This window comes from Streptomyces sp. GL_148, assembly GCF_057834205.1.
On sequence record NZ_CM174396.1, the window covers coordinates 7,474,363 to 7,498,260 of the forward strand.

The 23,898-nt window shown below is 72.8% G+C and carries 26 protein-coding genes and 1 pseudogene; 14 read left to right on the forward strand and 13 right to left on the reverse strand.

Annotated features, from left to right (window positions below; genetic code table 11):
• Window positions 1-345: 345 nt before the first annotated feature.
• The 3 genes and pseudogenes from AC3IYI_RS33755 to AC3IYI_RS33765 all read left to right on the forward strand — a co-directional run.
• Window positions 346-714: a VOC family protein gene (locus AC3IYI_RS33755; RefSeq protein WP_489407233.1), complete on the forward strand. Its 369-nt coding sequence runs from the start codon at window positions 346-348 to the stop codon at window positions 712-714.
• A gap of 609 nt (window positions 715-1,323) precedes the next feature.
• A complete protein-coding gene (locus AC3IYI_RS33760; RefSeq protein ID WP_489407234.1) occupies window positions 1,324-1,770 on the forward strand; it encodes a hypothetical protein in 447 nt (148 codons plus the stop codon).
• A 257-nt stretch (window positions 1,771-2,027) separates the two neighbouring features.
• Window positions 2,028-2,170 (forward strand): annotated as a pseudogene (locus tag AC3IYI_RS33765) (arsenic resistance protein); the annotation flags it as partial.
• A gap of 38 nt (window positions 2,171-2,208) precedes the next feature.
• Here AC3IYI_RS33765 and AC3IYI_RS33770 read toward each other — a convergent pair.
• The 3 genes from AC3IYI_RS33770 to AC3IYI_RS33780 form a co-directional block, all read right to left on the reverse strand.
• Window positions 2,209-3,660 (reverse strand): RNB domain-containing ribonuclease, encoded by a 1,452-nt coding sequence (locus tag AC3IYI_RS33770; RefSeq protein WP_489407235.1) that lies wholly within the window; start codon window positions 3,658-3,660, stop codon window positions 2,209-2,211.
• A gap of 303 nt (window positions 3,661-3,963) precedes the next feature.
• Window positions 3,964-4,278 (reverse strand): hypothetical protein, encoded by a 315-nt coding sequence (locus AC3IYI_RS33775; protein WP_489407236.1) that lies wholly within the window; start codon window positions 4,276-4,278, stop codon window positions 3,964-3,966.
• Window positions 4,275-4,745, reverse strand: a complete 471-nt coding sequence (locus tag AC3IYI_RS33780; RefSeq protein ID WP_489411771.1) for an RNA polymerase sigma factor — start codon at window positions 4,743-4,745, stop codon at window positions 4,275-4,277. Before AC3IYI_RS33780 ends, AC3IYI_RS33775 begins: the two co-directional genes overlap by 4 nt.
• Before the next feature lie 379 nt (window positions 4,746-5,124).
• Between AC3IYI_RS33780 and AC3IYI_RS33785 the strand changes: the two genes are divergently transcribed.
• Together AC3IYI_RS33785 and AC3IYI_RS33790 are read left to right on the forward strand one after the other, a co-directional pair.
• Entirely contained in the window at window positions 5,125-5,427 is a 303-nt protein-coding gene (locus AC3IYI_RS33785) for an ArsR/SmtB family transcription factor (protein ID WP_243340248.1), read from the forward strand.
• The gene (locus AC3IYI_RS33790) at window positions 5,424-5,816 is read left to right on the forward strand and encodes a VOC family protein (protein WP_489407237.1); all 393 of its coding nucleotides are present in this window, start codon (window positions 5,424-5,426) and stop codon (window positions 5,814-5,816) included. Before AC3IYI_RS33785 ends, AC3IYI_RS33790 begins: the two co-directional genes overlap by 4 nt.
• A gap of 19 nt (window positions 5,817-5,835) precedes the next feature.
• Here AC3IYI_RS33790 and AC3IYI_RS33795 read toward each other — a convergent pair whose 3' ends face one another.
• From AC3IYI_RS33795 to AC3IYI_RS33810, 4 genes are all read right to left on the reverse strand, one after another.
• On the reverse strand, window positions 5,836-6,531 hold the full coding sequence (locus AC3IYI_RS33795; RefSeq protein WP_489407238.1) for a hypothetical protein: 696 nt from the start codon (window positions 6,529-6,531) through the stop codon (window positions 5,836-5,838).
• A gap of 8 nt (window positions 6,532-6,539) precedes the next feature.
• Complete coding sequence (locus tag AC3IYI_RS33800; protein ID WP_489407239.1) at window positions 6,540-7,190, reverse strand: NUDIX hydrolase; 651 nt, start codon at window positions 7,188-7,190, stop codon at window positions 6,540-6,542.
• Window positions 7,187-9,256, reverse strand: coding sequence for an ATP-binding cassette domain-containing protein (locus tag AC3IYI_RS33805; protein ID WP_489407240.1), 2,070 nt, complete (start codon window positions 9,254-9,256; stop codon window positions 7,187-7,189). Before AC3IYI_RS33805 ends, AC3IYI_RS33800 begins: the two co-directional genes overlap by 4 nt.
• A gap of 192 nt (window positions 9,257-9,448) precedes the next feature.
• Window positions 9,449-10,552 carry an NUDIX domain-containing protein gene (locus AC3IYI_RS33810; RefSeq protein WP_489407241.1) on the reverse strand — a complete coding sequence of 368 codons (1,104 nt, stop codon included), beginning with the start codon at window positions 10,550-10,552 and terminating at the stop codon, window positions 9,449-9,451.
• Between the two features lie 136 nt (window positions 10,553-10,688).
• On the opposite strand from AC3IYI_RS33810, the gene AC3IYI_RS33815 reads away from it, so the two are divergent.
• Window positions 10,689-11,351 carry a universal stress protein gene (locus AC3IYI_RS33815; protein WP_489407242.1) on the forward strand — a complete coding sequence of 221 codons (663 nt, stop codon included), beginning with the start codon at window positions 10,689-10,691 and terminating at the stop codon, window positions 11,349-11,351.
• On the opposite strand, the gene AC3IYI_RS33820 is transcribed toward AC3IYI_RS33815, so the two are convergent.
• Entirely contained in the window at window positions 11,317-11,952 is a 636-nt protein-coding gene (locus AC3IYI_RS33820; protein ID WP_489407243.1) for a LysE/ArgO family amino acid transporter, read from the reverse strand. The genes AC3IYI_RS33815 and AC3IYI_RS33820 overlap by 35 nt on opposite strands.
• Window positions 11,953-12,022: 70 nt before the next feature.
• Here AC3IYI_RS33820 and AC3IYI_RS33825 point away from each other — a divergent pair, with 70 nt between their 5' ends.
• The 5 genes from AC3IYI_RS33825 (at window position 12,023) to AC3IYI_RS33845 (ending at window position 16,372) form a co-directional block, all read left to right on the forward strand.
• On the forward strand, window positions 12,023-12,919 hold the full coding sequence (locus tag AC3IYI_RS33825) for a LysR family transcriptional regulator ArgP (RefSeq protein ID WP_489411772.1): 897 nt from the start codon (window positions 12,023-12,025) through the stop codon (window positions 12,917-12,919).
• A gap of 114 nt (window positions 12,920-13,033) precedes the next feature.
• Window positions 13,034-13,426 (forward strand): TOBE domain-containing protein, encoded by a 393-nt coding sequence (locus tag AC3IYI_RS33830; RefSeq protein ID WP_489407244.1) that lies wholly within the window; start codon window positions 13,034-13,036, stop codon window positions 13,424-13,426.
• A gap of 120 nt (window positions 13,427-13,546) precedes the next feature.
• Window positions 13,547-14,635 (forward strand): magnesium/cobalt transporter CorA, encoded by a 1,089-nt coding sequence (corA, locus tag AC3IYI_RS33835; RefSeq protein WP_489407245.1) that lies wholly within the window; start codon window positions 13,547-13,549, stop codon window positions 14,633-14,635.
• A 101-nt stretch (window positions 14,636-14,736) separates the two neighbouring features.
• A complete protein-coding gene (locus tag AC3IYI_RS33840) occupies window positions 14,737-15,363 on the forward strand; it encodes a GNAT family N-acetyltransferase (protein ID WP_489407246.1) in 627 nt (208 codons plus the stop codon).
• A gap of 160 nt (window positions 15,364-15,523) precedes the next feature.
• On the forward strand, window positions 15,524-16,372 hold the full coding sequence (locus AC3IYI_RS33845; protein ID WP_489407247.1) for a chitosanase: 849 nt from the start codon (window positions 15,524-15,526) through the stop codon (window positions 16,370-16,372).
• Here the strand turns inward: AC3IYI_RS33845 and AC3IYI_RS33850 are convergent.
• The gene (locus AC3IYI_RS33850) at window positions 16,345-17,775 is read right to left on the reverse strand and encodes a glycosyltransferase family 87 protein (RefSeq protein WP_489407248.1); all 1,431 of its coding nucleotides are present in this window, start codon (window positions 17,773-17,775) and stop codon (window positions 16,345-16,347) included. The two genes, AC3IYI_RS33845 and AC3IYI_RS33850, sit on opposite strands and share 28 nt — an antisense overlap.
• Before the next feature lie 114 nt (window positions 17,776-17,889).
• Here AC3IYI_RS33850 and AC3IYI_RS33855 point away from each other — a divergent pair, with 114 nt between their 5' ends.
• Both AC3IYI_RS33855 and AC3IYI_RS33860 read left to right on the forward strand, forming a co-directional pair.
• Complete coding sequence (locus AC3IYI_RS33855; protein WP_489407249.1) at window positions 17,890-19,161, forward strand: molybdopterin-dependent oxidoreductase; 1,272 nt, start codon at window positions 17,890-17,892, stop codon at window positions 19,159-19,161.
• Window positions 19,158-19,586, forward strand: coding sequence for a hypothetical protein (locus AC3IYI_RS33860; RefSeq protein ID WP_489407250.1), 429 nt, complete (start codon window positions 19,158-19,160; stop codon window positions 19,584-19,586). Before AC3IYI_RS33855 ends, AC3IYI_RS33860 begins: the two co-directional genes overlap by 4 nt.
• A gap of 1 nt (window position 19,587) precedes the next feature.
• Here AC3IYI_RS33860 and AC3IYI_RS33865 read toward each other — a convergent pair whose 3' ends face one another.
• Complete coding sequence (locus tag AC3IYI_RS33865; protein ID WP_489407251.1) at window positions 19,588-20,469, reverse strand: AraC family transcriptional regulator; 882 nt, start codon at window positions 20,467-20,469, stop codon at window positions 19,588-19,590.
• A gap of 86 nt (window positions 20,470-20,555) precedes the next feature.
• On the opposite strand from AC3IYI_RS33865, the gene AC3IYI_RS33870 reads away from it, so the two are divergent.
• The gene (locus AC3IYI_RS33870) at window positions 20,556-21,671 is read left to right on the forward strand and encodes a serine hydrolase domain-containing protein (RefSeq protein ID WP_489407252.1); all 1,116 of its coding nucleotides are present in this window, start codon (window positions 20,556-20,558) and stop codon (window positions 21,669-21,671) included.
• An 18-nt stretch (window positions 21,672-21,689) separates the two neighbouring features.
• On the opposite strand, the gene AC3IYI_RS33875 is transcribed toward AC3IYI_RS33870, so the two are convergent.
• Genes AC3IYI_RS33875 through AC3IYI_RS33885 form a run of 3 tightly spaced genes read right to left on the reverse strand, consistent with a single transcriptional unit; the run spans window position 21,690 to window position 23,775 of the window.
• Window positions 21,690-22,391, reverse strand: coding sequence for a class I SAM-dependent methyltransferase (locus AC3IYI_RS33875; protein ID WP_489407253.1), 702 nt, complete (start codon window positions 22,389-22,391; stop codon window positions 21,690-21,692).
• Window positions 22,388-23,011, reverse strand: a complete 624-nt coding sequence (locus tag AC3IYI_RS33880) for a TIGR04282 family arsenosugar biosynthesis glycosyltransferase (RefSeq protein WP_489407254.1) — start codon at window positions 23,009-23,011, stop codon at window positions 22,388-22,390. Before AC3IYI_RS33880 ends, AC3IYI_RS33875 begins: the two co-directional genes overlap by 4 nt.
• A complete protein-coding gene (locus AC3IYI_RS33885) occupies window positions 23,008-23,775 on the reverse strand; it encodes a glycosyltransferase family 2 protein (RefSeq protein WP_489407255.1) in 768 nt (255 codons plus the stop codon). The genes AC3IYI_RS33880 and AC3IYI_RS33885 overlap by 4 nt, the downstream gene beginning before the upstream one ends.
• Window positions 23,776-23,898 lie beyond the last annotated feature (123 nt).

A 23,898-nucleotide genomic window follows, 5' to 3' on the forward strand; every position in this document is an offset into this window, starting at 1 on the left:
GTACCGCTCGACGCACTTCTGTCCGGCATCCCGAGGGTTTCGTCGTCGAATACGACCTTGGCATCGCCGACGCCGAGCCTGGCCAGCCGCATGCGGACCTCGGCGACCAGGTCGGGCCAGCGCTCGACGTTGGGCTGCCGCAACGACTGGCGGCAGCCCAACATTGAAGCTCCGCCATCTTGAAGTGCTGGTCAGCGGGGTGGCGTGACCTCGTTTCGGGGTGCTCGTGCTGGTCGTGGGCGGCAGTGTGCGGCGCAGATCGTCCGGCGGGGTGGTTTTTTGCCGATGAGTTCACCGTCCTCGAACGGTCTACCCAGCGACATGACCGTTCTCGACAGGAGTGCCATGTCCACCATCCAGCCAGTGATCATTACCGCCGACCAGGACGTTCTGCTCAGCTTCTATACGAAATTGTTCGGCGCTGAGGAGATCTTCCGGATACCGGCGGAAGGCCCGGCCTTCTACCTCGGCTTGCGCATCGGCGACACCGACCTCGGGCTGGTGGCCAAGGCGGACCCGGGGAACGGGGCGGCGCCGCGGATCCTGCTCAGCATCGGTGTCGATGACGTCGAGGAGACGCTCGGCCGGGTGGAGGCGCTGGGCGGCTCGGTCCGCAGCGGCCCCAACGACATGCCGTGGGGACAGCGCGTCGCCCACATCTACGATCCCGACGGCAACCCGGTGAACCTCACTCAGCCGATCCCTGCCCGGTGACGCTGTTCCGGGGGCATGTGCTGATCGTGGGCTACCTGCGGTAGAGATCACGGACCTCGATGAGGCCGGGCGGAAGATCGGCAAGGACCGCTTGCACCCAGCGGTTGGTTGTATCCGCGGGCCACCATGACCCGCCGCGGCAGTTCGTGGGTCGGTCGATGCCTCCTCGTCCCGCCGAGTGCCTGATGGCAGGACAGAGTCGTCGTCCCGACTTTGCTTCATGCAGGTCGGAGGCCGTTCTCTCACACACGAGAGGACGGCCTTTTCCATGCCCGGAGTCCTGGTGGTCGCATTGTGGTCGCACGCCCGCTTCGGGGTTGGCCGGCGGTGGGATGGAAGCCGGTCGGGGCGGGGGAGCGGAGCCGGTTGAGGGTTCGCGGAGGTGCTGGATGTGGTCGCGTGGTGGTCGCAGCCGTTCCAGCCAGGCCCGTCGGTCGTTTCGCTTCTGAGCCCGGGTGAGGGTGTGGTCGATGGTGTCGACGGCTTCGCGGTCGGCTTGTTGGGTGAGGTGGCTGTAGATCTTGGCGGTGGTCGAGAGGGTGGAGTGCCGCAGGTCTTGGAGACGACGGTGAGGGGGACGCCGGCGGTGATGGTGATCGTGGCGGCCAGGTGGACGTCGTCCCAGTGCAGACCGAGGGCCTCTCCTTTGCGCAGGCCGGTGCCGATGAGGAACTCGAACAGGTTGGCCAAGTCCGGGTCTGCCTGATGGCAGTGCCGGAGGAAGCGGACGGCCTCGTCCGCGGCCCAGATCCGTCGCTCGGGCGACGGCGGCCGGTGAAGTGCCGGGGGACTGGCGGGGTTGTGGGCGAGGCGGTGTTGGCGGACCGCGTCACCGATTGCGCTGGAGAGGGTGGCCAGGCAACGGCAGAGGGTGGTCTTGCCGCGGCCTGCGGCGAGCTCGCCGGTGACGAACGCGGCGATGTGACGGTGTCCGAGCTCGTCCAGCTTGAGGGTGCCGAAGGCGGGCGCGAGGTCGTTGTGGACGTAGTCCCGGTATCGCGCCATGGTGGTCGGCTTGAGGGGAGTGCCTGGGCGGCGAGCCAGGCGGTCAGGTAGTCGGTGACGCTCTGGTTCGGGTCGGCGTTGAACCCGCCGGCCTCGCCCTCGAGGAACCTCCGCAGCGCCGCCTCGGCCGCGTCGTGGCTGCCGAATCCGCCGCGGCGGACGGTCGTCCGGCGGTGGCGCGGTGCCGGGACGTCGATGGCGAACGTCCACGTCCCGTGGTCACCGTCCGCGAGCAGGTGCGGGCAGCGTGCTCCGAGTTGGTGACGCAGTGTGTCGCGGAAGCCACACCTCGACTGGACAGGACCTGCCTCTGCCACGTGGCCTCCGTGATCCCCTTCTACGCGGCGTTCCGTGTAGTCATGGCCTTAGCCGGACGGGTTGTCGCCCGCCTCTTTCGCCTGGATCCCGGGCCTCGCGGGCGGTCGTCTTCACCGGCGCGACCCGCAACTCCCGGCTCGGCGAATACCGCAGTGCGCGGGTGAGGGGCCGCTACACCACTCTGAAGAGGACCTTCTGCTTGCCGACAAAGAACGGGTCGGCGCGCTTGAGCTCGGCGCGGACGCTCGCGCCCAGCTTGAGGGGCATGCCGGACGTGATCTTGCCCATGACGGCGGGCTCCGCCAGGTGCGCCGTGCCCTCCTTCGGACTGCCGACTTCCTTTTCGGTGTTGATGATCGTGACGTCGAAGACCTCGCCCACGCGGTTCTTCAACATCGCGGCCTCTGCCAGGTCCACCGAATCACGGTCGGCCACCTTCCCCTTCCCCCGCTCCATGTCGCAGGGCAGGCAGTACAGGGCCTCCAGCACCCAGTCCGGCGGGGCCTTGTCGGCGCACGCGGCCACGCACAGTTCACCGGCAAATCGGTCGACCAGGCGCCGGAGCGGAGCCGTGCAGTGCGCGTAAGGGGCCGCGATGGCCGCGTGGATCTTGTCGGTCGGGATCTGGTGGTCGCGGAAGACGGTGTACTTGGCCCTGAGCAGCATCGCCATGGCTTCGCTGAGGAAGGCCATGTGCTTCTGGTCGTTCGGATCGAGCTTGCGTACCAGCTGGGCGTACGAGAGGTTGGCCTGCCAATCGATGCCTAGTGACGTGGCGATGTCGTGCACGCTCTGGACCACGTTCTGATCGGACGTCTCCTTCTGCGTCCGCAGGATCCCGGTACCGCTGTCCAGCATGATCTGGGCCGCCGCCATCCCGGTCATGAGGGAGATCTGCTCGTTCCAGCCCTCCACGGGCAGCGTGGCCACGTAGCTCAGCCGGAACGTTCCGTCCTCGAGGGTGACCTCCTGGTCCGGCAGGTTCACCGAGATCCCGCCGCGGTCGGCCTCGACGGCCTCCCGCAGCTTGCCGATCTCGCGCAGCAGCGCGATGGGCTCCTCGGCCGTTCCGGCGTCGATGGCCTGCTGGACGCCCTGGTAGTGGAGCTTCGCCCGGCTGCGGACCTTTGCCCGGCCCACGGACGAGGCGGTGACCTTGCCGTAGGCGTCGAGGTCGTGCTGCCACAGCAGGGCCGGCACGACCTGGTCGGGCAGCAGGCTCGCCGGTCCCTCGGAGATGACCGGCGGATACAGGGGGACCTTGAGGTCGGGGAAGTACAGCGTCTCGATCCGGTCGTGGGCCTCGGCGTCCAGCGGCCTGCCGGCCTCGACGAAGGCGGCCACGTCGGCGATGGCGTAGTGCACGCGGTAACCGCCGCCGGCCCGCCGCTCCAGGTGCATGGCCTGGTCGAGGTCCTTGGACGTCGGCGGGTCGATCGTGAACAGCGGCAGGTCGGTGCGGTCCTCGGCGGGCGGCTGCGGTTTGGCCACGGCCTCGTCGGCCGCCGCGAGCACGCGCTTGGGGAACTTCGTGGGGATCTTCAGTTCCGTCCGGAGTTCCTGGAGCGCGGAGAGCAGGGCGGCCTGGGCCTCGTCGGACATGTGCATCTGGCGGCGTCGCATGCCCCGAGCGTAGGTCTGGGGCCGCGGGCGGGCACGGTGAGCGTGTCCGGTCGGGGGAGGCCCTGCAACCACGATGCCGTCGGGTGAGGGGCAGTGCGGCCTCAGGCGACGGGCGGACGGCCGGAAGGTGACCGTCGCGTGAGGGCTGAGGCGTGTCCGCTCAGTGGGTTGGTCGCTCGCCCGCGGGCGGTCAAGGGGTCGCAGGTTCAAATCCTGTCGTCCCGACTGTGCGGAAACGCAGGTCGGAGGCCGTTCTCTCATCCACGAGAGAACGGCCTTTCGTGTGTTCGGATCCGGCCGCCGCTACTCCGCGGCCTTCGCCGCCGGGTGCGTCTTGGTGAGGGTGCAGACGCCGTCCTCGCATTGGCGTTGCAGGCGGCCGCGGGAGATGGTCTGCGCCAGGCCGACCATCCAGCACGTGGGGCAGCCGCGGAAGGCCACGAGGGCCAGCGGGGCCGCCAGCAGGGTGACCGGGCCGGCGACGGGCACCAGGGCGATCGCGCCGATGATCAGCCCGAAGCCGATGGCGCCGCGCGCCAGGTGGCGCGGGACGGACGTGCTGGCGAAGTTCGTTTCGGGCGCCGCGGATGGTGCGGGCGGCAGCTTCACGGTGTTCACCGTAGTGAGTCTCCTTCGGCTGGTTGGTCGATGGCCGCCAGTGAGTGACGCAGTGCTGCGCGAGCCCGGTGCAGCCGCGATTTCATCGCGGCGGTGCTCAGGCCCAGTGAATCGGCGACGGTCTTGCCGGGCAGGCCCTGGACGTCCCGCAGGATCAGGACCTGCCGCTGGTCGCGGGGGAGGGAGCTGAGCGCCGCCGCGATCCGCTCCGCCTCCAGCCTGTGCAGCACGGCGTCCTCGGCGGACCGTTCCGCGGACGCCGAACGGGCCGGCGCTTCCTCGCTCCGCGGGGCGAGCAGCCGTATCTGCCGGAGGCATTCGTTGCGCACGATCCGGAACATCCAGGAGGCGAGGGCACCGGTGGCCCGCAAGGTGCCGATCTTCCGGTAGAGGATGATCAGTGCCTCCTGCGCCGCGTCCTCCGCGTCCTGCGGCGAGGCGCAGAGCGACAGGGCGAACTTGCGCACATGGGGCTGCGATTCCATGACGACGGTGGTGAGTGAAGTGACGTCGCCGTCCTGAGCGGCCTTGATCAGCCGCTCGTCCGGCCAGGGGAAGCGTTGTTTCACGTGCTGCTCATTCCAGTCGTTCCCGGAAGGTGTCCCGCGCCGGGCCCTGGTCAGATCCGGCTCTTGTAGCGCCGCAGCAGGTGCCAGCTGCACGCGCCCACGAGCAGGGCTCCGATCACTACGATGCTGGTGATCATCATGGGTGTTTCCTCCTGGTCCTGTCGGCCCGTTCGGCCGGTACACGGATAAGAGGCGGGGAGGTCCGAAAAGGATTCGCGGCCGGTCGAAAGTCTTCTTGGAGTTGATAGGCAAGTCGTTGCTTGCCTATCCTGGGGTGGTGGCCGACGAACTCTTCAGAGCTTTGGCCGACCCGACCCGCCGCACCATCCTCGACGAGCTCGCGGAGAAGTCCGGGCAGACACTGTTCGAGATCTGCTCGCGGCTGACGATGAAGCACCAGCTCGGGATCTCGCGCCAGGGCGTCTCCCAGCACCTCGCCGTGCTGGAGGCCGCCGGACTCGTCGAGACCAGGCGGGAGGGCCGGTACAAGTTCCACGACCTGAACACGGCCCCGCTGCGGCAGATCGCCGAGCGATGGCGCACGCCCGACCCGTCCGGACCGGAAGAGAGCACCCCATGAAGATCCACCTGACCAGCGTCTTCGTCGACGACCAGGCCAAGGCCCTGCGCTTCTACACCGAGGTCCTCGGGTTCGTGAAGAAGCACGACGTCCCGCTGGGCGGGCCGGACCGGTGGCTGACCGTGGTCTCGCCCGACGAGCCCGGCGGCACCGAACTCCTCCTGGAGCCCGCCGGCCATCCGGCCGCCAAGACCTACCGCGACGCGCTCGTCGAGGACGGCATCCCGCTCGCCCAGTTCGCCGTCGACGACGTCGAGGCGGAGTACGAGCGCCTGCGCGGCCTCGGTGTCCGCTTCACGCAGGAGCCGCTGGAGATGGGCCCCGTCACCACCGCGGTCTTCGACGACACCTGCGGCAACCTGATCCAGCTCGCGACCGAGCCGAAGTAGCCTGCCGGGAGGAGCGCCCTCAGAGGGCGAAGGCCGCCGACACGCGGGCCAGCTCTTCGGGCGGGAGGGCGAAGGCGTTGCCCGGGTTCCGGTAGGAGTGCGCGCCGTCGTCCACGCGAACGCCGTCCCTGCTGGTCCAGCGGGATTCCCCGGCCGCACCCTGGCAGTCGACGAGGGCGGCGGCGAGTTCCTCGGGAGCCTCGACGGCCGTCCGGGCGCGGAGAGCTGCCGCCAGGCGGGGCGATGCGCCGTCCGGCGTGCTGTCGTCTCCGAGCGAGGACAGCAGGAGCAGGATCCGGCTATGGGGATCGGTCGTGCTGCCTCCCGGCAGCCCGTTGTCGGCCGCGGAGAGCAGCTCGGGCCAGGACAGGGCGGGACCCATGAAGTGCGCCTCCTTCTTGGCCAGGAGCAGCGCACGCTCCCAACCGGGGTGGTGCAGGAGATAGTCGACGCCCGGGTCGTCCTTCCACGCGCGGTGGACGACGTGAAGGAGATGCCCGGCGGCAAGAGGAATCGTGAAGACGGGCCACTGCGCCCGTTCGTACAGCTCCCGGTGGAACGCCTCGGCCGCGTCGTAGTCGGCGCCGAAGAGCAGTTCTTCCGTGTCCTCGTCGAGGGCGCCCGAGTAGAGGTGGCCGAGCCAGAAGAGGGGTTCCTCCAGCAGCTCCGGCCGGTGGGCCAGTGGGCGACTTTCATAGCCGGGTATCTCCGTCATGCTGATCATCATGCCGTCTCGTTGCTCCTGGACTCCCGGGGCGGTGGACCCGGTGGACCCGGTGTCCGTGGGGCCCGAGCGGGGCCCGGTAGCTGCCGGGTGCGGTCGGGAGCGTCCTGGTGGTGGGCGACCGGGTCGCCGGGTTCCTGGAAGTGCACGGCGCCGGGCAGGCCCGCCCGGTAGGCGTCGAGGGCCGCGCGGCAGTAGGCGAACATCGGCTCCGGCAGGGCGTCGAGGGAGTACCAGCCCATGGCGTCGCAGACGTCCGGCTCCCGTACTTCCGGGATGCCCTGCCAGGCCAGAGCCTCGAAGAACAGGCCGATCCGGGCCCGGCCCAGGGGGCCGCGGTGGTGGACGGTCACGGCCAGCCGCACCGCGGCGGGCTCGATCCGCACGCCGGTCTCCTCGGCCGCCTCACGGATCACCGCGGTGACGACGTCCTCGTGCGGCCCGTCGAGATGGCCGGACGGCGCGTGCCACAGCCCCGCCGCGTACACGGCTCCCGCGCGGCGGGACAGCAGGAGCTCCGCCCCTCCGTCCGGTCCGTGGCGGACCAGGAGGAGGTGTACGTCGACCGGCAGTTTGTAGCGCTCGGGTCCGGTCGCGGCGGGAACCGTGTGGCTGCCCCGCTCGGCCTGCTCGTCCGGGGCACGGCTCACGAGGGGTCTCCGGTCTTCGTTTCGGTTCGGGTGACGGGTGGGTGGTCGCGCTGGATGGGGAGGGATTCCGCGAAGGCGGACGCCTGTACCAGGTAGGCGGTGCGGAACTCGTCCGTGGAGCTGGTGGCGCCGTCCGAGTCCATGAGTTCGGTGAAGGTGCCCGACTCGGCGACCTGCCCGCCCTTGAGCACGTGGATGACGTCGGCGTGGCGTACGGAGTGCAGCCGGTGGGTGATCAGGACCACCGTCTGCCCGGTCGCCGCGAGGCTCCGGAGACGGTCGAAGAACCGCTGCTCGGCGACCGCGTCCAGGGCGCTGGTGGGCTCGTCCACCACCATGATCTGGCCGTGCCGGTACCAGGCCCGTGCGATCCCGATCTTCTGCCATTCGCCGCCGGAGGCCTGGCGGCCGCGTTTGTAGCCGCGTGCCAGGAGGGTGTCGAGGCCGTGGGGCAGACCGGTGAGGAACGCGTCGGCGCCCGAGAAGGCGGCCGCGGCCCCGACCGCCCCGTCGTCGAGGGGGCGGTCGGGGCGGCCGATTCCCACGTTGACGCGGAACGTGAAGGGCCACTGGTAGAAGGACTGGGACATGAGCGCGACCCGGGCGAAGATCTGCCGGCGGTCCGCCCGGGCGGCGTCGACGTGGTCCCACCAGATCGTGCCGCCGCCCTCGTCGGGCAGGTACAGGCCGGCCAGAAGCTTGATCAGGGTGGACTTGCCCGAGCCGTTCTCCCCGACGACCGCGATGACCTTGCCGATGGGGAAGGACAGGGAGACCTCGCGCAGGGTCGGCTCAGGGGTCTCTCCGGCGCTCGCCGGGTAGGTGAAGGTCACGTTCTCGAAGCGGACTTCCCGCAGATCCTCGGGCAGTGCCTGGCCCGTGGCGGGAATGGCGCGGTCCGCGGCCTCTGCGCAGAGGCGTTCGTAGTCGGCGACGTGCAAGGACTCCTGGTGCAGATCGGCCATCTGCAGGACGAGGCTGTCCAGGCTCGACGCACCGGTACGGATCGCCAGGACGGCCGTACCGGCGACCGCGAGGTCCATCGCCCCGCTCCACAGGAGCAGTCCGAGCGCCCCGTAGGTGAGGAGGGTCGCGAGACCGCCGGCGCCGTCGGCCGTCAAGCCGATCCGGGCGGCGTTGCGGGCCAGCCGGGTCTGTTCTCGCTCGCTGGTCTCCGCCATGCCGCGGAAGTGGCCGAGCAGGAACGGTCCGATCCCGTGCACGCGGACCTCGGCCGCCGCCTCCTGCTGGGTCAGCAGCTGCCCCAACAGGTGTCCGGCACGGGCGTGCTGGACGAAGGTGTGGAAGGAGACGTAGCGCTGTTTGGAGATCGTGAGCGAACTCCACGCACTGGGCAGGGTCATCATGACGAGGAGCGGCAGGAGCCCGACGTGCAGCACCGTGAGCACACCGGCCGCGGCGATGAGGGAGATCAGGGAGTTCAGCGTGTTCGTGCAGTACCGGACCATGCGGCGCGCGGAGTCCGCACCGTAGCGGGCGGCGTCGAGTAGGCGGTGGAACTCGTCGTCCTCGATCGCGGAGAGCTCCACCTGGTGCACCAGTCCGAGGTACCGCTCGGTCGCCACCCGCTGGACCTTCGGCTCCAGCGCGCCGGTCGACGCGGTCGACGCGGAGCGCAGCAGCGATCCGAGCAGCGCGGTGACCGCGACCGCCGCGAGGGCGGGCACGGCCCGGGCCAGGCGCTCGTTGGTCGATCCGGCGGACAGGATGTGGCCCAGGACGCCGTTGACGGCGATCAGCCCGACGGCCTGGGTGATGCCGCGGCCGAATTCGGCGCCGAGGACCACCCGGAGCGCGCGGGCGTCGGCGAGGTGCGCGAGGCGCACGCCCATGGCGACCATGCGCGGCAGTTCCTTGGCCATGGTCCACAGGCCGAGCTTCAGCCAGGCCCCCTCATGGCGTTCCCAGCCGATGTCGTAGGCGAGTTCGCCGCCGAAGAGCAGCCGCTCCGAGTCCGAGACGTTGGGCTCGGTCTCCGCCGAGACGTCCGGTGGGACCTCCTCGTTCGTTCGGTCCTTGCCGCCGGTCACTTCCCCCATGGTCATGTCCCCCATCCCCGGATCCGGTTCACCGGGGTCAACGACGGCGGTTGCGCCATCGAACACACGTATTTGAGCCGTGATGGATTCCGTACGCGAGCTCGGGAGACACCCCGTGTGTGGTGCACCCACCCATGGGGGGTACGGGCCCTGCGGCCGAGGTCCATGGCCGAAACGCCGGGCGTGCGTCCTGCCTGCCTACCCCTGGGGCACCAGCCGGCCGGCGTGCAGTTCGAGCGTGCCGCCCGGTGTGGCGCGGGCCGTGAGGCAGGCCTCGATCTGGCGGCGGAGCGCCGGTTTGACGAACCGCCGCAGTTCGGCCGGGGGGACCGCGCGCCACGCGAGGAGCTCCGTCTCCGGCAGGCGGATCCGGGCCAGGGCGGCGGCGTCGAGGGTGCCGCCGTCGTAGAGGAAGCGCACCCGGGCCGGATAGCCGGACCGGTGGGACCAGTTGACGGCGAGCAGCCTGCCCGGGGCGAGGTCGAGGCCGAGCTCCTCGAGGACCTCCCGGCGGGCCGCGGCGCGCGGGATCTCACCGACGTCGCTGTCGATGCCGCCGCCGGGCAGGTTCCAGTGGTCCGGATCGCCGTACGCGGGCCGCACCAGCAGGACCGCGCCCGCGGAGTCGGTGAACAGCACGCTCGCCGCCGTGAGGGCCTTGGGGCGGGCGGCGCGGTGGCCGGCGGTGTCGTAGGCGCCCGCGTGTTCCAGCTCCGCCCGGCGGGCCGGGTCCAGGCCGGCAGGGGAGCCGGGCTGCGGCACCCCGTCGATCAGGTGCGCCAGGGAGCCGGAGCACAGGGCTGCCAGGGCGGCGCGCAGGCGGGATGTCTTCCGGGTGTCCAGGGCCTCGTAGGCCTCCTCCGGGGTGAGCCAGCGGGCCTCGGTGACCTCCCCGTCCGGGAAGGAGATCGCGGAGGCCTCCTCGGGCGTGAGCGGTCCGACGAGGTGGACGTGGACGACGAGGGAGCGGCCGAGGGGCCCCGGCGGGCGGGAGTCCACGGCGAGCAGCCGCCCGACCGGCACGCTCAGGTCGAGTTCCTCCTTCAGCTCGCGGGCCAGTCCCTCCTCCGGGGTCTCGGTGTCCTCCACGCCCCCGCCCGGGAGCTCCAGCTCCGCCTTGTAGGAGGTGGTGAGGACGAGGACCCGCCCGCGCGGGTCCAGCACGATCCCGGTGGCGGCCACGAGGGGCGAGGGCTGGGCGGCGTAGTAGGCGCGGACCGAGTCGGTGTGCGGGGACGCGGGTGGCGGCGGGGGTGAGGGCGGGGTTGAGGGCGGGGGCGAGGACGAGGGCTGATCCGGCACGGGGGCTCCTGGAGACGAAGGGGGACGGCGTACGAGGTGTGGGTGTGGGTGGGGGTGTGGGTGTGGGCGCGAGGTGGTGGGGCACGGTGATCCGTACCCACTCGGGGAGGGTCCATGGGGTGGACCTTGGGGGACGGTGGCAGACCAGATGCGCCGCGTGGTGGTCGGGGTGAGCGGCTCGCTCGGCAGCCTCGCCGCCCTGAGGGCAGGGGCCCGGGAGGCGCGGCTCGGAGGGCGGGAACTGGTGGCTGTGGTGGCCTGGTCGCCGCCCGAAGGCGAAGGGATGTTCGCCCGGTTCCCCGACCGGGCGTGGGCCGCGCTGTGGGAGGCGGAAGCCGCCGCGACCCTCGACCGGGCCTTCGAGGAGGCCTTCGGCGGCGACCCGGCGGGCGTGCCCGTCGTACGCCGGCACGTGCTGCGGGGCGACCCCGGCCGGACCCTGTGCGAGCCGGCCGGACGACCCGACGACCTGCTCGTCGTGGGAGCCCGGCCCGCCCGCCGCTACGCGGGCGGGGTGGCGCGCCGGCTGCGCGGACGCGCGGTGTGCCCGGTGCTCACCGTGCCCGCGCCCGTACGGCCGGGCGCCTGGCTGAGGCGGCTGCGCCGGGCCGCGCCCGCGGACTTAGGGGCCGGCGCGGCGGGGGTCGCGCCGCCCGGCGCGGCGGGCAACGCGGCGTCCGGGGTGGCGGGCAACGCGGCGTCCGGCGCGGCGGGCAACGCGGCGTCCGGCGCGGCGGGCAACGCGGCGCCTGGGGCAGCCGGGTTCAGGCCCGGGCGAGGAGGAGGCCGCCCATCGTGACCATGGTTGCCGCGACGAGCCCGTCCAGTGCCCGCCAGGCCGAGGGCTTGCCGAGCGGGCCGCTGAGCAGCCGGGCGCCGTAGCCGAGCGCGCCGAACCAGCTGAGGCTCGCCAGGACGGCCCCGGCGCCGAAGGCCCAGCGGAGGTCGCCCCGGCCGGCGGCGATGGACCCGAGCAGCAGCACGGTGTCGAGGTACACGTGCGGGTTGAGCCAGGTCATGGCCAGGCAGGTCAGCACGGCGCGCCGGGCGGAGGCGGAGCCGGCGGCCCCGCCGGGGGAGTCCGCGGCGAGGGCGGCGCCCGGGTCGGGGCGCAGCACCCGGCGGGCGGCGAGGGCTCCGTAGCCGATCAGGAAGGTGCCGCCGACGAGGCCGACCAGGGTGAGGGCGGGCGGCCAGGCGGTGACGAACGCGCCGACGCCGGCCACGCCGAGGGCGATGAGGGCCGCGTCCGAGAGGGCGCAGATGGCGACCACGGCGAGGACCGACTGGCGGCGTACGCCCTGGCGCAGGACGAAGGCGTTCTGGGCGCCGATGGCGACGATGAGGGAAAGACCGGTGCCGAAGCCCGCGAGGGCGGCCGGGATGATGCCGTGTGTCATGTCTTCGACCGTAGGCAGCGGCGAGGCGAGGAGTACAGCTAAAGATTCTTACGTACCGTTAGCCGGTGTGATGGATGAGCTGCCTGTTGACCAGGTACGGACCCTGCTCGCGGTGATCGACGAGGGCACCTTCGACGCGGCGGCCGCCGCCCTGCACGTGACCCCGTCGGCCGTCAGCCAACGCGTCAAGGCCCTGGAGCAGCGGACCGGGCGGGTGCTGCTGATGCGGACCAAGCCCGTACGGGCGACGGAGTCCGGCGAGGTCGTCGTGCGCTTCGCGCGCCAGCTCGTCCGGCTGGAGCGCGACGCGCGGGCCGAGCTCGGCATGGCCGAGGGCCTGGGGCCGGTACGGCTGCCGATCGCGGTCAACGCGGACTCGCTGGCCACGTGGCTGCTGCCCGCGCTGACGGGGGTGCCGCAGGATCCGCCGGTCTGCTTCGAACTGCACCGGGAGGACGAGGCGCACGCGACCGAACTGCTGCGTGACGGACGCGTGATGGCGGCGGTCACCTCGCAGCCGGCGCCCGTGGCGGGGTGCACGGTGCGCAGGCTGGGGATCGCGCGGTACCTGCCGGTGGCGAGCCCGGCCTTCGCGGCGCGGCACTTGCGGGAGGCGGTGGAGCGGGACCTCCGGAGGGTGCCGGTCGTCGTGTTCGACCGGCTGGACCTGATCCAGGACGAGTTCGTGCGGCAGGTGACGGGGGACGCGGGCGCCCGGGCCTCGGAGGTACGCCATTACGTGCCCACGTCGGAGGGGTTCTGCGATGCGGCGGTCGCCGGGCTGGGCTGGGCGATGGTGCCGCAGGCACAGGCAGGCCCGCTGGTGGAGGCGGGGGAGCTGGTGGTGATCGCACCCGGGCGGACCCTGGACGTACCCCTGTACTGGCAGCAGTGGAAGCTGGACTCGCCGGCGCTCTCGATGGTCGCGGAGGCCGTCGCGCGGGCGGCGGCGGCAGCGCTCGGGTAGCGGGCGTCAGTCGCAGCCGGCGGGCGGAAGCCGTACGGGGCGCTGCCGGGTCGGGGCCGGGGCCGGGCCCCTTGGCCTGCGAGGACCGGTCGGGCGAGGGCTTAGGCTGCGGGCATGGAGTCCTACACGATCGGCCAGGCGGCGCGGCTGCTCGGCGTCAGCGTAGACACGGCCCGGCGGTGGGCCGACGCGGAACGGTTCCCGACGCGTCGGGACGGTACCCGGCGGATGGTCGACGGGCCGGACCTGGCGGCGTTCTGCGTGGAGGTCGCGCAGGAGGGCGGCGACGGGGAGGAGGCCGCGTACACCTCTGCGCGCAACGCCTTCCCCGGCATCGTGACGGGCGTGAAACTGGGCACGGTCGACGCTCAGGTGGAGATCCAGGCCGGACCGCACCGGGTCGTGTCGCTGCTGACCCGGGAGGCCGTGGAGGAACTCGGCCTTCAGGTCGGAGCGAGGGCGACGGCGCGGGTGAAGTCCACGAGCGTCTTCATCGACCGGGCCTGAGCGGCGGTCGCCCACACCGCAGGACACCCGCGTGCCGCTCCGTAACCCCGTGGTCCGGGGGTGCGCGTGCCGGTGGCACACTGGCCGGTGTTCCGCCGAAGGGGAGTACGTCCGTTGTCCATGTTCAGCAACCTGCGCCGGGCCGTGCGCCGCAGCTACCGGCGGGCCGTCGACCTCAGTCACCCGGTCCGCTCCCCGCTCGGCAGCGCCGTCGTCAACTGCATCGTGTACCGCGACGGCGTGCGCCAGGACGGCCACGGCCACGCCGATGTCGGCGAGGCACTGAGCCGGGTCCGCAAGACGGGCGAGGGCTTCGTCTGGGTCGGCCTGCACGAGCCTTCGCAGGAGGAGCTCGCCGGGCTCGCCGAGTTGCTGGGCCTGCACCCGCTCGCCGTCGGGGACGCGGTCCAGGCCCACCAGCGGCCCAAGATCGAGCGCTACGACGAGACCCTCTTCGCCGTGTTCAAGACGGTGCGGTACGTGGAGCACGAGGAACTGACCGCGAACAGCGAGGTGGTGGAGACCGGCGAACTCATGGCCTTCGCCGGCAACGACTTCGTCATCACCATCCGGCACGGCGGCCGGGGCACCCTCGGGTCGGTCCGCGAGGAGCTGGAGGCCTTCCCCGAGCACCTGGCCAAGGGGCCGGTCGCCGTCCTGCACGCGCTGGCCGACCACGTGGTCGACGAGTACGTGGCCGTCACGGACGCGGTGCAGAACGACATAGACGCCGTCGAGACCATGGTCTTCAGCGAGCACGGCGGCCACGGGGACGCCGGCCGGATCTACCAGCTCAAGCGCGAACTGCTGGAACTGCGCAGGGCGGTGGCCCCGCTGGGCCGGCCGCTCCAGCAGCTGAGCACCCTGCCGATCCCGGTCATCCCGACGGAGATGCGCACTTACTTCCGGGACGTCGCCGACCACCTGACCCGCGCCACCGACCAGATCGGTGCCTACGACACCCTCCTCGACTCGATACTGCAGGCCCATCTCGCGCAGGTGACCGTCGCCCAGAACGAGGACATGCGCAAGATCACCGCGTGGGCGGCCATCATCGCCGTCCCGACGATGGTCTGCGGGATCTACGGCATGAACTTCGAGCACATGCCCGAACTGCACTGGACCTACGGGTATCCCCTCGTGCTCGGGGTGATGGCCGTCGCGTGCTTCGTCATCCACCGGGGCTTCCGGCGCAACGGCTGGCTCTGACCGTGCCCGGCCGGCGCGGTGGAAAACCGGATGAGGGCGCCCGGCCAGGCCGATAACGTCCGCGTGTTGGCGCGCAACCACGAGGGACGGGCAGGTCGGACATGCAGCAGGTGGACGCGGACGAGTCGGCGATGGCGGAGCCGGCCGGTGAGCGGGTGCGGCTGGAGCCGCTGGAGCTCCGCCACCACGACGGGCTGTGCGAGGCGGTCCGCGACGGCAGTCTGTGGGAGCTCGCGGTGACGATCGTCCCGCACCCGGACGATGTCCGGGGCTTCATCGAGGACGCGATCGCGGCGCGGGCGGCGGGCACGCAGATCCCGTACGCGACGGTGGACGCGGCGACGGGGCGGGTCATCGGGTCCACCCGGCTGATGGTGATCAACACCGCGAACCGGCGGCTGGAGATCGGCTGGACCTTCCTCGCCGCGTCCTGGCAGCGGAGCGGTGCGAACACCGAGGCGAAGCTGCTGATGCTGACGCACGCCTTCGAGGCGATGGGGATGAACCGCGTCGAGCTGCTCACGGACGTGCGGAACGAGAAGTCGCGGGCGGCGATCACCCGGATCGGCGCCAAGCTCGAGGGCGTACTGCGGCACCACATGGTCATGCGGGACGGCTGGATCCGCGACACGGCGGTGTACAGCATCACGCGTCCGGAGTGGCCGGACGTGAAGCAAGGCCTGCTGGACCGCCTGGCGGCTCGGACCCCTGGCCGCTCCGAAGGCTGAGCGGAGCCCCGCCCGGGCGCGGTGACGCGGGCCCACTCGCGCAGGGCCGCGGCCCGGGGCGGCCGGAGTGGGCCGTGCCGGGGCCTTGAGGTGGCGCGACTTCTGGTAGTAAAGTTTCCTAACGAAGTCGCCCGAGCATTAACTCCCTGATGGAGGAACTGTGTTCACCCCCCACCGCAAGCGACTGGCCGTAAGTACCCTGCTCGGCGCCGCCCTTCTCGCCGTGCCCGTCACCGCCCACGCGACCGCCGCCGCCCCCACCGCGGCGCCGGCCACCGCGCAGGTGTCGGCCGCCGCCGCCGTCGGACTCGACGACCCGGTGAAGAAGGACATCGCCATGCAGATCGTCTCCAGCGCCGAGAACTCCTCGCTGAACTGGAAGGCGCAGTACAAGTACATCGAGGACATAGACGACGGCCGCGGCTACACGGCCGGCATCATCGGCTTCTGTTCCGGCACCCACGACATGCTCGAACTCGTCGAGTACTACACGCAGATCAAGCCCGGCAACGTGCTCGCCAAGTACCTCCCCGCCCTGCGGAAGGTCGACGGCAGCGATTCGCACGCCGGCCTCGACCCCAACTTCACCAAGGACTGGGTGAAGGCGGCCTCCGACTCCGACTTCAAGAAGGCCCAGGACCACGAGCGCGACCGGGTCTACTTCAACCCGTCCGTGAGCCGCGGCAAGTCCGACGGAGTGGGCGTGCTCGGCCAGTTCATCTACTACGACGCCATCGTCATGCACGGCGACGGCACCGATTCCACCAGCTTCCGCAACATCCGCAAGCGCGCCCTCACCAAGGCCAAGCCCCCGGCCCAGGGCGGCAACGAGACCACCTGGCTGAACGCCTTCCTCGACGCCCGGGTCTGGGCGATGAAGCAGGAGGAGGCGCACAGCGACACCAGCCGCGTCGACACGGCCCAGCGGGTGTGGCTCAAGAAGGGCAACCTGAACCTCAACACCCCCCTGGACTGGAAGGTTTACGGGGACCCGTTCCACATCGGCTGACCGTTGCTCCGAGGAGCGTGAGGCGGCGGCCCGGGGCGAACTCCCGTCCCGCCCCGGGCCGCCGCCCGCCGCCGCAGCGCCCACCCCGCGAGCACGGCCGCCCCGGCCAGCCCGTACGCCACCGGGATCGTCGCCCCGCCCAGCGCGCGCACCGAGACGTACGCCGCCGCCCCGGCGAGTGCCACCCCCAGCCACTCGGCGCGGCCGTCCAGCGCCACCAGCGCGATCAGCAGCAGTGCGTACCAGGAGTACCCCGGAGTCATCAGCAGGAACGCCGTTCCCGTCACCAACAGCGCCGCGCTCCAGGGCTGCTGCGGATCCCCGCGCCGCCAGACGTACGCCGTCACCGCCAGCATGCCGACCGTGACCGCGGGCACCGACCAGGAGTCCGGGAGCACGAGGCGCAGAGTTGCGTAGCGGCCGCCCGCGCCCGGGTCCTCGTACCCCTCCTCCTCGGCGTAGCCGCCCAGGTAGCCGAAGACAGACGCGCGAGAGACCAGCACGTACGGCAGGTACGCCAGGCCCACCACCGCGGCCGCGGGCAGCAGCAGCGCCGCCGCGTCCCGCCACCTCCGTACGCCGGCCAGCGCGCCCGGCAGCAGCACCGCGGGCAGCAGCTTCGCCGCGATCGCCAGCCCGAACAGGGCTCCGCCGAGCGGGCGTCGGCGCACCACCACCCCCAGCGCCGCCACCGACAGCAGGACGGCGAGCACGTCGACGTGCGCGTTGTTCACCGCCTCCACCGCCACCGCGGGACACCAGGCCCAGTACGCGGCGGTACGCGGGCTCGCGCCCCGGCGGCGCTGGACCAGCAGCAGCGCCCCGGTGACGGCGAGCGCCAGCAGGGCCCCGCCGGTCTGCAGTGCCTTGTGCCGCACGCCCGGCGGGGACAGGACGTGGACCAGCCCGAACCAGCCCTCCGCGACGGGCGGATAGACGGTGTGGACGGCAGGCCGGTTGATGCGGGTGCACACCCCCGGCTCGACGGCCACCCGGTCGGGCCCGGCGCAGGCGGCCCCGCCGCGCGGGAACAGCCAGTCGTCGCGCAGGGCGCGCAGCGCCGGATCGGCGGGGGCGTGGTCGTACGGGGAGATCCCGGCGGCCTGCACCCGCCCGTCCCAGGCGTAGCGGAAGGAATCGGTGCTGGTCAGCGGCGGCCCGGAGAGTCCCGCGGCGCAGACGGCCAGCGCACCCGCCAGCACGAGCGGGACCACGTACCGCTCCGGCACCCGCCGCAGCGACCAGGCGGCCGTGCCGAACAGCGTCCAGGCGGCCGCGTACCACCAGGTGAGCCCGGCCGGGTCGGCGAAGTGGCCCTCCTCGCTGACGGCGGGCACGAGCACGGCGGCCAGCGCGGCGAGCAGCAGCACGGTGAGGAGGGTCCGGGCGCGGGGGTGGTCCATACGGGCCAGCCTGGCAGCGCGGGGCGCCGCCGGGCGGGCGACCCGGCCCGGCGTCCGCGTTTCGTAAGGTGTCGGGCCGCCCGTGGTGGGCCCGGCGGCGCTCTCATGGAGGGCATGACTCCGTCCGCAACCCCGCCCGGGCCGCCGCCCGTACCCCCGCCCGGGCCGCCCGGCCCCCCGCCCGGGCCGCCGCCCGTACCCCCGTCCGGGCCGCCGTCCTCACCTCCGCCCCCCACCTCGCCGGAACCCGCCTCCCGCTTCCCGTTCCGGCCGCCCTCCTTCGGGGGCCGGCTGCACGACGCCCGCACCGCGACCTCCCTCGGCCGCTGGCTCGGCGCGGCCTTCGCCGTCTGCTTCGCGACCGGCCTGATCAGCCACTACCTCCAGCACCCGCCCGGCTGGGCCGCGGACTCGCTGCCCAGCCGCCCGGTCTGGGGCTACCGGCTCAGCCAGGGCCTGCACATCGCCACCGGGCTCGCGGCGATCGTGCTCCTGCTGGCGAAGCTGTGGACGGTGTACCCGAGGCTGTTCGTGTGGCCCCCGGTGCGCGGTGTCCGGCACGGGCTGGAGCGGCTGTCGGTGGCGGTGCTCGTGGCCTCCGCCGTCCTCCAGGTCTTCACCGGACTCCTCAACATCGCCGAGTGGTACCCGTGGCCGTTCGGCTTCATCCAGACGCACTTCGCCCTCGCCTGGGTGGTGACCGGCTCGCTGCTCCTGCACCTCGCCGTCAAGGCCCCCGAGATCAGGGCCCATTGGAGTCGCCGCTCGCCCGGAACGCTCCAACTCCCCGCCCAGGACGGCCCGGACCGGCGCTCCCTGATGCTCGGCGTCGGCGCGGCCGTCGGAGCCGTCACCCTCGCCACCGTCGGGCAGTCCCTCACCCCGCTGAAGCGGCTGGACCTGCTCGCGCCCCGGCACCCCGACCACGGACCGCAGGGGCTCCCGGTCAACCGCAAGGCCGCGGCCGCCGGGGTCACCGAGCGGGCGGTACGGGACTGGCGGCTGGAGGTGCGGGGCCCCACCCCCTACACCCTGACGCTGAGTCAACTACGTGCCCTGCCAAGGGCGCAGGCACGGCTGCCGATCGCCTGCGTGGAGGGCTGGAGCGTGGAAGCGCGCTGGAGCGGCGTCCGGATCCGCGACCTGATGGCACGGGCAGGCGCCCCGGCCGGGGCCGGGCTGAGGGTCACCTCGCTGGAAACGAGCGGCGCCTACCGGGTGATGGAGATGGGCCGGGACTACGCCGAGGACCCGCTGACCCTGCTCGCGCTGGAACTGAACGGGCAGGTCCTGACCGCCGACCACGGCTACCCGGCGCGCGTCATCGCACCGAACCGGCCCGGAGTCCTGCAGACCAAATGGGTCACGCTGCTGGAGGTGCTGTGAAGAGCGTGCGCCTGCTGCTGGGCGGCGCCGGACTGCTGCTGATCGCCATCGGCGGCCGGCTGCTGGCGGACCTGCCCGACCCCCTCGACGTGCTGGTGTGGATGGGCGGGGCGGTCGTCCTGCACGACGGGATCATCGCGCCCCTCGTGCTGGCGGCCGGCCTCGCGGTCGCCGCCGTGCCCGCGCGGGGCCTCGTACGGGGAGCCCTGCTGACGGCGGGCGTGCTCGTACTGGTCACCCTGCCCCTGCTGCTGCGACCGGGGGCGCCGCCGAACCCGTCGGCCCTGCCGCTGCCGTACGGACGGAACCTGCTCCTGGTGCTCGCGGCGGTGGCGATCGCCGCCGGGGCGATGGCGGCCGTGGGCCGGTGGCGGCGCTCACGGCCCGGCCCTGGCGAATCCGCCCCGGCCCGAAGGGACACGTAGCTCAGTCGGCGCTCCCGCTGCGGCCCCGCTCCACCGGGATCCACAGCTGGGAGTCGGTCTCCGCGCCGATCTCCACCGGCTGCGTCCGGAGGAACTCCGGACCCGGCCGGCTCGTGTACGGGTTCGAGGGGAACCACTGGGTGAACACGTCCCGCCACAGCTCCTGGAGGGAGCTCGGGTAGGGCCCGCGGTTGTCGAAGACCGCCCAGGTCCCGGCCGGCACGTCGAGGGCGTCGAGTTCCTCGGCGGCCGTCTGCGGGGCGGTCGCCACGCCGACCCAGTAGTCCACCTCGGCGCCCTCCTCCCGGCTGCCGGTCAGGTGCACCACCGCCGAGAAGATCCCCTCCGGCTCCCGGCCGGCCAGCGCCTTCATCCGTACGATCGCCTGCTCGTCCAGGCTCTCCACGTGGTCCGTGGCGGCCGTGTTGGGCCCCTCGTGCACCAGCGGCACCCGGGCCTTCCTGCCGACGATCCGGAAGGATTCCTTCTCCACGATCCGGTACCGCATGGTCGTACTTCCCTCGACGACGACACGGAAGGACATGCGGGGCTGCGCCGTGAGCACCGCGCCCGTGCGCCGTGCCTCGCCCGGCCCGATGCCGTGCACCGAGCGGAACGCCCTGGCGAACGCCTCGCCCGAGCCGTACCCGTACCGCACCGCGACATCGAGCAGCGTCAGCTCCCCGGCCAGTACCTCCGCCCCGGCGAGCGTCATCCGCCGGCGCCGGACGTAGACCGGGAGCGGCATCCCGGCGAGCGCGGAGAACAGCCGGCGGAAGTGGTACTCCGACACGGCGGCGATCCGGGCCACCTCGGCCATGTCGATCTCCTGGTCGAGGCGGGACTCCAGGTGCTCCAACGCCTGGTTCAGCCGCTCCAGCACGCCGTCCGTCCTTCCGTTCCCGCCCGACACATCCCGTGCGGGAATTGTCGGGTGGTGAGCCGTGGTGCTGCCCGAGGCTTACGCCCATGAACGACATTAAGGGATATTGCGAGCCGCGGTTCGACTCGGTCCACGAGGCACTTGCGGGGTTGCTCGGCAAGGACGACGTGGGCGCCTCGGCGGCGGTCTACCTCGACGGCGAGCCGGTGGTCGACCTCTGGGGCGGGTACGCCGACGCGGAGCGTTCCGTCAGCTGGGAGCGCGACACCCTCACCGCCGTGAACTCGACGACCAAGAACATGACGGCCCTGTGCGCGCTGATCCTGGCCGACCGCGGCCTGCTCGACCTGTCCGCGCCGGTCGCCGCCTACTGGCCCGAGTTCGCCGCGGCGGGCAAGGAGGGCGTGCTGGTGCGGCACGTGCTGTCGCACACGGCGGGGCTGCCGGATCTGCCCGGACTGCGGGCGGTCGAGGAACTCTACGACTGGGAGGACGTGACGGCGCGGCTGGCCGCGCGGGCGCCCGCATGGGAACCGGGAACGGCCGCCGGCTACCACGCGCTCACCTTCGGGTTCCTCGTGGGCGAGATCGTCCGCCGCATCACCGGCCGCAGCCCCGGCGCGTTCTTCGCGCAGGAGGTGGCCGGGCCGCTGGGCGCGGATTTCCACATCGGGCTCCCCGCGGAGCACGACCACCGCGTCGCACCGCTCATCGCGCCGCCGTCACTGACCGACCAGTACGCCGCCAGCGCGCCGCCCGGACCGGACGGCGCACGCCCGAAGAGCACCGGCGCCGCCGTCCGGGTCAGGGACGTCAACTCCCCGGCCTGGCGCCGTGCGCAGATCCCCGCGGTGAACGGCTTCGGCACCGCCCGCTCCGTCGCCCTGGTCCAGTCGGTCCTGGCGAACCGGGGAACGGCCGGCGGTGTGCGACTGCTGTCCCCCCAGGGGTGCGAGCCCGCGTGGCAGGAGGTGTTCAGCGGAGCGGACCGCGTCCTGGGTACGCCGATGTCCTGGACGGCGGGCTTCGGGAAGTTCGGCAACACCTTCGGGTGGGGAGGCTGGGGCGGCTCGCTGGTCGTGAGCGATCCCGACGCACGCATGACGGTGGCCTACGTGATGAACCAGATGATCGACCGGGACCGGCAGGATGACGACCGCGGCATGGAGATCGTCATGGCCGCGTACGCGGGACTGCACTGACGGCGCTACGCCCCCCGGCTACGGGGCTGCGGTCCCGCGTGCCAATGCGGTGAAGGACCGGCCCGTCGCCGTCCAGTGGCCGGCCGGGGTCCAGCCCGCGGCCGCCGCGTGCCGGGCCAGGGCCGCCGGGCCGACCCGGGCCCAGGGGAACGGCGCACCGAGGCCGCCGCGGCCGTCGGCGACCCGCACCTCGCAGCGTTCGTCCACGTCGGCCCCGTTCTCCGCCTGCGCGCACTCCACTATCAGCGAGCCGGTCACCGCGAGCAGCTCGGCCGCCCGGCGCAGCAGCGCCGAGGGGTCACCGCCGATGCCGATGTTCCCGTCGATGAGCAGCGCCGTGTCCCAACGCCCTTCGCCCGGCAGGGTGTCGAAGACCGACCGGTGCAGGGCGGCGGCGCCCGAGCGGGCGGTCCGGGCCACCGCCTCCGGGCTGACGTCGATGCCCAGGGCCCGGTGCCCGCGGGCGGCCAGCGCGGACACCAGCCGGCCGGGGCCGCAGCCGATGTCGAGGACGGCGCCCCGGCAGCGCCCCAGCACCGTCCGGTCGGCGCCGTCCGGAGCCTCGCACCAGCGCTCCACGTCCAGCGGGAGCAGCCAGCCGTCGCCCCGCCGCAGGTAGAGCGGCCCCCGGCCGCGGCGCAGGGCCACCGTGTACGGGTCTGCCGACCAGGCCGTGACCGGACCGCCGGGCCGGGCCCCGCCCGAGGTGAGTGTGGTCACCGCAGGACCGGCCGGGTGAGGCCCGCCAGCCGCGCGGCGAAGGAGCCCGCCGGGGCCTCGGCGGCGACCAGGCGGGCGTCCTCGGCGGTGTCGACGTCACGCAGCACGGGCAGCCGGCCGGTGCGCAGCCCGGCCGCGCGCAGCCGTTCGTACTGGACCGCGCCCGTCTCGGGGACCGACATCGGTACGCCGCGCAGCAGCGCGGGGTCCGGGACGGCCAGTCCGAGCGCCCAGAACCCGCCGTCGACGGCGGGCCCGAACCAGGCCTCGTACGCCGACCAGTCGACGTCCAGCAGCTCCGGCGTGACCTGCGGAGTGTCCATGCCGATCAGCAGCGCCGGCCCGTCGCAGGCCCCGAACGCGGCGGCGAGCCGCAGGTCCAGGCTCCCGGCGCACTGGGGGACCACCTCGAAGCCGGGCGGCAGCCACGGGCCGGGCCGGCCCTCCAGGACCAGGACCCGGCGCCGCGCGGGGGCCGCGGCCACGGCGGCGAGGGTGTCGGAGAGCGCGGCCACGGCCAGCGCGGCCGCCTCGGCCGGGGTGAACGGCGGGGTGAGCCGGGTCTTGACCCGGCCCGGGACCGGCTCCTTCGCGATCACCAGCAGCGTGGTCGTGCTCATCGGGCGCCGCCGGAGGGTGCACTGCCGGAGGGCGCTCCGCCGGAGGGCGCACCGCCGGAGGGCGTGCCCGCACCGGCCCGGCCGGCAGCCGGGCCGTCGGCCGGCTGCGCCAGGACCCGGCTCATGTCGCGCACCGCCTGCCAGGTGCCCCGCCAGGTGCCCGTCACCTTCGACTTCCCCGAGCGCGGCAGGTACGGCACGTCCACCTCCCGGATCCGCCAGCCCGCGTCCGCGGCCCGGACCACCATCTGCAGCGGGTAGCCCGAGCGCCGGTCCGACAGGCCGAGCCCGAGCAGGCCCTCCCGTCGCGCGGCCCGCATCGGGCCCAGATCGCGCAGCCGCAGGCCGGTCCGGCGGCGGAGCAGCCGGGCCAGCGCCAGGTTCCCGGCCCGGGCGTGCGCGGGCCAGGCGCCGCGGCCCTGCGGCCGGCGTCGGCCGAGCACCAGATCGGCCTCGCCCGCGGCGACGGCCGCCACGAAGCCGGTCAGCAGCCCGGGGTCCAGCGAGGCGTCGCAGTCGCAGAAGCAGACGACGTCCGCCTCGGCAGCGAGCAGCCCGGCGTGGCAGGCGGCGCCGAATCCGCGCCGGGACTCGGTGACCACGGTCGCGCCGAGGGCCCGGGCGAGCTCGGCGGAGCCGTCGGTGGAACCGTTGTCCACGACCAGGGCCCGCCAGCCGGCCGGGATGCGCGCGAGGACCCAGGGCAGGGCCTCGGCCTCGTTCAGACAGGGAAGTACGACGTCTACCGTCACGGTTTCGCTCACGGTTTCACCGTAGGAACCGGGGCCGCGCAAAAGGGCCGTGGACTCCTTACGAAACGCGGACGTCGCCCCCACGGACGCGGTCCGGGGTCCGGACCGGAGCCCGTGGGTGGGAGGCTGGACGGT